The organism is Actinomadura sp. NPDC048032 (assembly GCF_040653175.1).
In the GTDB taxonomy this organism is placed as follows: domain Bacteria; phylum Actinomycetota; class Actinomycetes; order Streptosporangiales; family Streptosporangiaceae; genus Spirillospora; species Spirillospora verrucosospora.
Genome location: NZ_JBEZJP010000466.1, coordinates 1 through 5983, shown reverse-complemented (window position 1 = coordinate 5983; position 5983 = coordinate 1). Strand labels below are relative to the sequence as shown.

The 5983-nt window shown below is 73.3% G+C and carries 6 protein-coding genes; 2 read left to right on the top strand and 4 right to left on the bottom strand.

Annotated elements, in window-relative coordinates:
* From AB0C69_RS36475 to AB0C69_RS36460, 4 genes are all read right to left on the bottom strand, one after another.
* The coding region (locus tag AB0C69_RS36475; RefSeq protein WP_360360079.1) for an ATP-binding protein at positions 1–1394 on the bottom strand (1394 nt) is incomplete at its 3' end.
* Positions 1391–2062 (bottom strand): DUF4194 domain-containing protein, encoded by a 672-nt coding sequence (locus tag AB0C69_RS36470; protein ID WP_360360077.1) that lies wholly within the window; start codon positions 2060–2062, stop codon positions 1391–1393. The genes AB0C69_RS36470 and AB0C69_RS36475, both read right to left, overlap by 4 nt.
* On the bottom strand, positions 2059–3597 hold the full coding sequence (locus tag AB0C69_RS36465; protein ID WP_360360074.1) for a DUF3375 domain-containing protein: 1539 nt from the start codon (positions 3595–3597) through the stop codon (positions 2059–2061). Before AB0C69_RS36465 ends, AB0C69_RS36470 begins: the two co-directional genes overlap by 4 nt.
* 86 nt (positions 3598–3683) lie before the next feature.
* On the bottom strand, positions 3684–4901 hold the full coding sequence (locus AB0C69_RS36460) for an NAD(P)/FAD-dependent oxidoreductase (protein WP_360360071.1): 1218 nt from the start codon (positions 4899–4901) through the stop codon (positions 3684–3686).
* Positions 4902–5063: 162 nt separating this feature from the next.
* On the opposite strand from AB0C69_RS36460, the gene AB0C69_RS36455 reads away from it, so the two are divergent.
* Together AB0C69_RS36455 and AB0C69_RS36450 are read left to right on the top strand one after the other, a co-directional pair.
* Positions 5064–5696, top strand: coding sequence for a TetR/AcrR family transcriptional regulator (locus AB0C69_RS36455; RefSeq protein WP_360360068.1), 633 nt, complete (start codon positions 5064–5066; stop codon positions 5694–5696).
* A gap of 42 nt (positions 5697–5738) precedes the next feature.
* Positions 5739–5983, top strand: a 245-nt coding sequence (locus tag AB0C69_RS36450) for an alpha/beta hydrolase (RefSeq protein WP_360360065.1), incomplete at its 3' end; no start/stop codon positions are given.

The following is a 5983-nucleotide window of genomic DNA, read 5'->3' as shown; positions in this document are numbered from 1 at the left end:
AGGTCGCGTGCGGCGGCGACCGGATCGGGGTTCCCGGCGCCGACGTTGTGGCTGACCACGGTCAGGTCCCCCGCCGCCTTCGCGAACGCGTTCTGGGCGGTCTTCCTGGCCTGGGAGTCCGCCAGCGCCCGGCGCGCCGTCTCGGCCAGCGCGGCGAACTCCTCGCCGGTCGACACGGTGGCGCCGATGGCGCCCAGGGCCCGCTCCAGCCGATCCCGGCCGCGTTCGACGTCGGCCAGCCGCCGCTCCACGTTGCGGATCTCCCGGAGCGCGGTCTCCAGCCGGTCGCCGCCGGACGCGCGCAGGGTGTCCAGCAGCGCCTCCCGCCGGGACTCCGCCACGCCGATCGCCGTGGCCGTCTCCGCCACCTGCTGCTCGGCCCGCCGGCGCCGTCCGGTCAGGTCCTGCTCGGCGGCGCGCAGCAGGTCCAGCCGGCGTTCGTGCCACCACAGCGCCGCGGGGGACGCCGGGTCGGTGAACGATCCGACGGCCTCGATCACCCGCAGCCGCGCCGCCGCGCCGTCGATGGCCCTGCGGTGGTCGCGGATGGGGGCCAGCGCCCGCACCTGGCGCCGGGCGGTGATCATCCGCTCGCGGGTGCCGGACAGCTCGTCGAACTGCTGCACCACCTCGTCCGCCGTCGCCAGGGTGGACGGCTCCTCCAGGACCATCGTCTTGTACAGCGCGTCGACGGTGGTGATCTGCTGGCCGGCCTGGATCCGGCCGAGCAGCCCGACCGCCTTGTGCCCGTCCCCGGCGGCGCCGATGCCGAGCGCGGTGTGCAGCCGGGCGGTGAAGTCACGGTCGGTGCCGAAGCACGTCAGGCCCGTCGCGGCGACCGCGTCGCGGGCGAACCTGCTGCCCGCCGGGCCGTCCAGCTCGCGCAGGTCGTAGTCGTCGTCGCGGACGGCGCGGACCACCACGACGTCGTCGAGGGCGCGCGCGGACGCCGGCACGTACCAGGCCCGGATCGCGGTGAACACCGCACCGCCCCGGTCCGCCCAGGTCATCGCGATCGCCGTCCAGGTGTCGCGGCCGTCCCCGCGCAGCACCCGCACCTTCGTCCCGCCGTCCGTCCGCGATTCGTCGAGCTTCCCGCGCGCGTAGGAGAGGATGTTGCGCTGGTCCTTGCCGCGCGGCCGGCCGACCACCCCGCCGTTGGACGCCCCGTTGAACGGCGTGGTGTGCGGCATCAGCAACGCGATGTAGGAGTCCATCAGCGTCGACTTGCCCGACCCGGAACCGCCGCTGAACAGGGTCGCGCCCGGGGCGAACCGGACGCGGTGATACCCGTCGTAGCCGCCCCAGTTGACCAGCTGCAGGTCCCTCGCGACCCACTGCTGCCCGCGCGATGCCGCCGGGATCAGCCCGAACAGCGTGTCGATCATGCTCATGACGCGGCCTCGTTCTGCTCCCGCAGCCACCGGCTCAGCTCGGTGAGCTTCTCGGTGCTCAGCACGACCTCGACCAGCGGCGTGATCCGGTACCGGCCGGCGGACTCCTCCGCGAGCAGCCCGTCCTTGGCCAGCCGCTCCACCGCGTTGCGGATCTCGCGCTGGCCGCGGGCGAGGTTGTGGTCGTCCGGGTCGAAGTAGGTGAGCACGGTCTGCTCCAGCTCCTCGATGTCGACCCGCGCGGACGTCTCGCCGGTCCCGCGTTCCCGCTGGAAGACGGTCCGCAGGTGAACCAGCACCAGGGTCTCGGCCCGGGTGTAGGGGTCGTCCTTCAGCAGGATCGGGACGTCCAGCTCCGCCGAGCGCACCTGCTGCTTGTAGGCGATGCCCCGGTCGTGGTCGACCACGAGCCGGACGAACAGGTCGTGCAACCGCGACTCGATGAGCTGCTGGTTCTCCAGCAGCGTGCGCCACTGCGCCGAGTTCTTCTCCGCCAGCAGGAACCTGCGCTGCAGCAGCCGCACCAGCACCCGCCGCACCTCCACGTCCAGCGTGCCCGTGTCGCCGGCGAACAGTTCGGACGGGTCGTCCTCCATCGCCACCGGGTCGATGAAGCCGGCCTCCGCGCCGGTCGCCCAGTCGTCGTCCGCGCCGTTCGCTTCGCTCATCGCCGCTCCCCCGGCCCCTCGTCGTCGGCGGCGCCGGACCCGTCCGCGGCGGCGGACGGCGCCGGGTTCGCCGCCAGCACTCCGCCGAACGCGAGACGCCGCCGGGTCTGGTCGGGCCGGACCGCGTCGACCACCGCGACCTCGGCCGTGTCGGTCATTCCGAGGCCGTGAGCGATCTCCAGCAGGCCGAGCAGGTCCACCGGCCGCCGTATCCGCTCGGCCGCCGCGCGGAACGCGGCCGCGACGTCGACGCCGTCCGCGTCCCCGTCCCCGGCGAACGCCGCCAGATGCGCGCGCAGTTCGGCGTACTGGGGACCGCCCCATGCCCGGGTGTCCGCGTCCGGCACGTCCTCCACCTCGTCCCATTCCCGCAGCGGCGTGGGCGGCTGGGGCGGACGCAGGTCGCTCAGGGTCTGGCGCAGCTGCCTCACATCGGCCACCGGCAGGCGGCGCAGCGGAGCGACGACCGCGCCGCGGCGCGACCTCGGCACCCACGTGTGGAACCCCGACATCACGTCCCGCAGCAGCTCGTCCACCTGGCGGTCGCGCATCGGGTCGTGGTCCCGGACCTGCGTGGTGATGACGTGCGACGCCTGCCGCTGAGCGGCCAGCACCTCCTTGACGCCCTGCTCGATCCGGCGTGCGACCTCGGCGAGTTCCCGCCGCTGCGGCTCCGGCATCAGCTCGGTGAACCCGTGCCGCAGCACGGTGCGCAGCAGGTTCCACAGGTCGTCGATCTGCGCCGGGTCGCCGATCAGGCGCATCGCCCCCGCGAACGCGCGGCCCTCCGGCGTCGTGTCCATGATCTGCCGGCCGCGCTCCAGGTACTCGCGCAGCACCTCCCCGGTCGGCCGCGCATCCTGCCGCAGGTCGGCGACGACGTCCCGCTGCATGGCCTTGATCGACTCGGCGACGCGGGCGAAGTCGGCGGGCAGCTCCCGCGCCAGATGCAGCACGTTCTCGGCCGCCTCCAGCAACTGGTCGTCGTCGACGGTGTCGATGACGCCGCCCCGTTCGAGCCGTTCGAGTTCCCTCCGGCGTTGATCGATCTCCGTCTGGAGGCGCGCCATCCGGGCCATCACGTCCGGGTCCGCGTCCTGCGCGAGCCGCTCGACCGCCTCCAGCAGCGTCCGGACCCGGGACTCCGACACCCTGGTGCGCGCCCCGCCGACGCGGCCGGCCACCTCCAGCGCGCCGACCCCGTGTGCGGACAGCCGGTACACCTCGACGTCGTCGGAGACCTGCCGCACCAGCCAGCCCGCGTGCACCCACTGCCTGCACAGGTCACGGGCGTTTCCCGCGGGCAGGGGCTGGTCGCCCTCATCGCCGTAGCCCGCCGCCCGCAACTGTTCGAGGGCGTCGGCGACCTCCGCGTGGGCGTCCGCCACCGCCACCGCCGGCCGCTCCGGCGTGAACATCATCGCGAGCACCGTCACCACGAACGGCGCATAGGTCCGGTGGAGCAGATCGAGCATCGGGTTCTGAAACGCCCGAAGGGCACCCTGATATGCACCCTCCACCCCTCGTGTTCCCATCGCCCACAAGAATAGGACCTGCGCCACCACGCCACGCATCCGAAAGCAGGGCCCTCACTGCCCCCGCGCACCGGTGGGTCGACGGGTCAGCCGGGCAGGTCGGCCAGGACGGCTTCGGCGGCGCGGCGGCCGGACACCAGGGCGCCCTGGATGGACGCGGTGTCGCGGTGGTCGCCGCAGACGTAGCGTCCCCTGCGGATCCGCACCGGCCGGCGCAGCCTCAGCGGCGGAGGCATCGCCGGAAGAGCTCCCTTGATCGGATATGTGGCGATCAGCTGCCACGCGGCGGCGCCGCCGTAGATCTCGTCCAGCCGGCCGCGCACGCGCGACTCGTCGGCGTCGATCCCGAGCACGGAGGTCGCGATGAGGGCGCGGCCGTCGGCGGAGTACTCGGGCGCCGCGTCGGTGAGGACGAGGGTGTCGGTGAGGATCCCCTCGGCGTCCAGGATCTGCAGGGGCTCCTCCAGCGGAGACTTCGGAGCCGCGTGGTAGAAGGTGGTGACGTCCCGCATGACGGGCGCCTCGATCTCGGGGACGAGGGCGGCGGCCCGGACGGGGTCGGTCGCCACGATGACGGCGTCGGCCTCGACCGTCTCCCCATCGGAGGTCCGCACCCCCTCACCGGTGACCGCTCCCACGGCGGTCTCCAGCGACAGCGCTCCGTCCGGCAACCGCGCCGCGAGTTGCTCCGCCATCCGTCCCATCCCGAGGGCGGGGACGCCGATCGTGCCGCGTGCGAACGACCGCCAGATCAGGTGGAAGAAGCGGCTTGAGGTCTCCAGCTCCCGTTCCAGCAGCACCCCGGCCAGGAACGGGCGCAGCAGCTTTTCGGTCATCCGCTCGGAGATGCCCCAGTGGTGAAGCTCCGCGGCGGTGTCGCGTTCGGCTTCGCGCAGGATCCGAGGGACGGGAAACGTCAGGTCGCGGGCGGTCATCGCGGCCAGCCCGGCCTTGTCGCGGACGGAGCCGACGTCGGCAAGGGCGCCGCTCAGCGCATGCCGGGGATGCTTCCACGGGAGCATCACGCGCTCACGCCGTCCCTCATGGAACACGAGCAGACCGGAAGCGAACGGCCTCAGGTCCAGGGCCCGGATGTCCAGGACACGCCTGGCCTCGGGATAGGCAGTGTTGAAGACCTGGAAGCCCCGGTCGAGACGGAATCCGTCGACGATGTCGGTCCGCGTCCGGCCCCCGACCCCGTCGGACGCCTCCAGCACCCGCACCGGCACCCCGGCCTCGTTCAGCCTCACCGCACACGCCAGCCCGGCCAGGCCGGCGCCGACGATGACCACGGCACCAGACACGCGACCCTCGCTTCCCGTATCGGTCCCCCCGAATGGGCGTTCTGACCTCACGCCCCTCCTGCCCACCCTGCGGCCCCTTACCCGGTCGATCCCCGCCGGCCCACTGTTAATGCAAAGAATTTCGCGTTACCCTCTGAGGCAACCCACGGAGAGGGGCGCCGCATGGACGCGAAGCCGCGCGCGACGGGGGCCGTGAGGCCCGGCGGCCGAACGGCGCGCACTCGTGCCGCGGTGCTGGCCGCGGCCCGGGACGAGCTGGAGGCCGGCGGATACGCCGGACTCACCCTGGAGAAGGTGGCCGCGCGTTCGGGCGTGCATCTGGCCACGCTGTACCGGCGATGGCGGACGGTCGAGGGACTCGTCGTCGACCTGCTGGGCGAAATGGGCAAGACCGAGATCCCGATACCGGACACCGGCTCGTTCAAGGACGACCTCCGGGCGCTCGCGCTGGAGATCGCCGCGCTGTACCGGCAGCCCAGGGTCCGGGCGCTCGTCGAGGGCGTCGTGGCCGCCGCCGTCCGATCTCCCGAGGCGTCCACCGCCTGGGCAACGGTGATCGCCGAGCGCAACCGCCTCGCGTCCCGGATCGTCGAACGGGCCGCGGGACGCGGCGAACTGCCGCCGGGGACCGACGGCATCGCGATCATCAGCGCCGTCGGCGCCCCCATCTACTACCGCCTGCTCGTCGCCCGCGGGCCGGTGGACGACGAGATCGCCGAGAGCGCCGCGGCGGCCGCACACGCCGCCGCGCTCAGCGGCGTCTTCACCCCCGCCGGATCCCCCGGCCCTCCATAGACCGCGGCGGACAGCCGCCGCACCAGCGAAAGGACCCGCACAATGCGCCAGGACATCGAGTTCGTCTCGGCCGGGACGACCCTCCGCGGATGGCTCTACACCCCCGACGGCGCCTCCGGCCCGCACCCGGCCGTGGTCGTCACCCACGGGCTCGGGGCGGTCAAGGAGCAGTACACCGACGACATCGCCGAAGCGCTCGCCGCGGCCGGGCTGGCGGTCGTCCTCTACGACCACGCCTCGTTCGGCGCGAGCGACGGCGAGCCGCGCCAGGAGGTCGACCCCTGGAC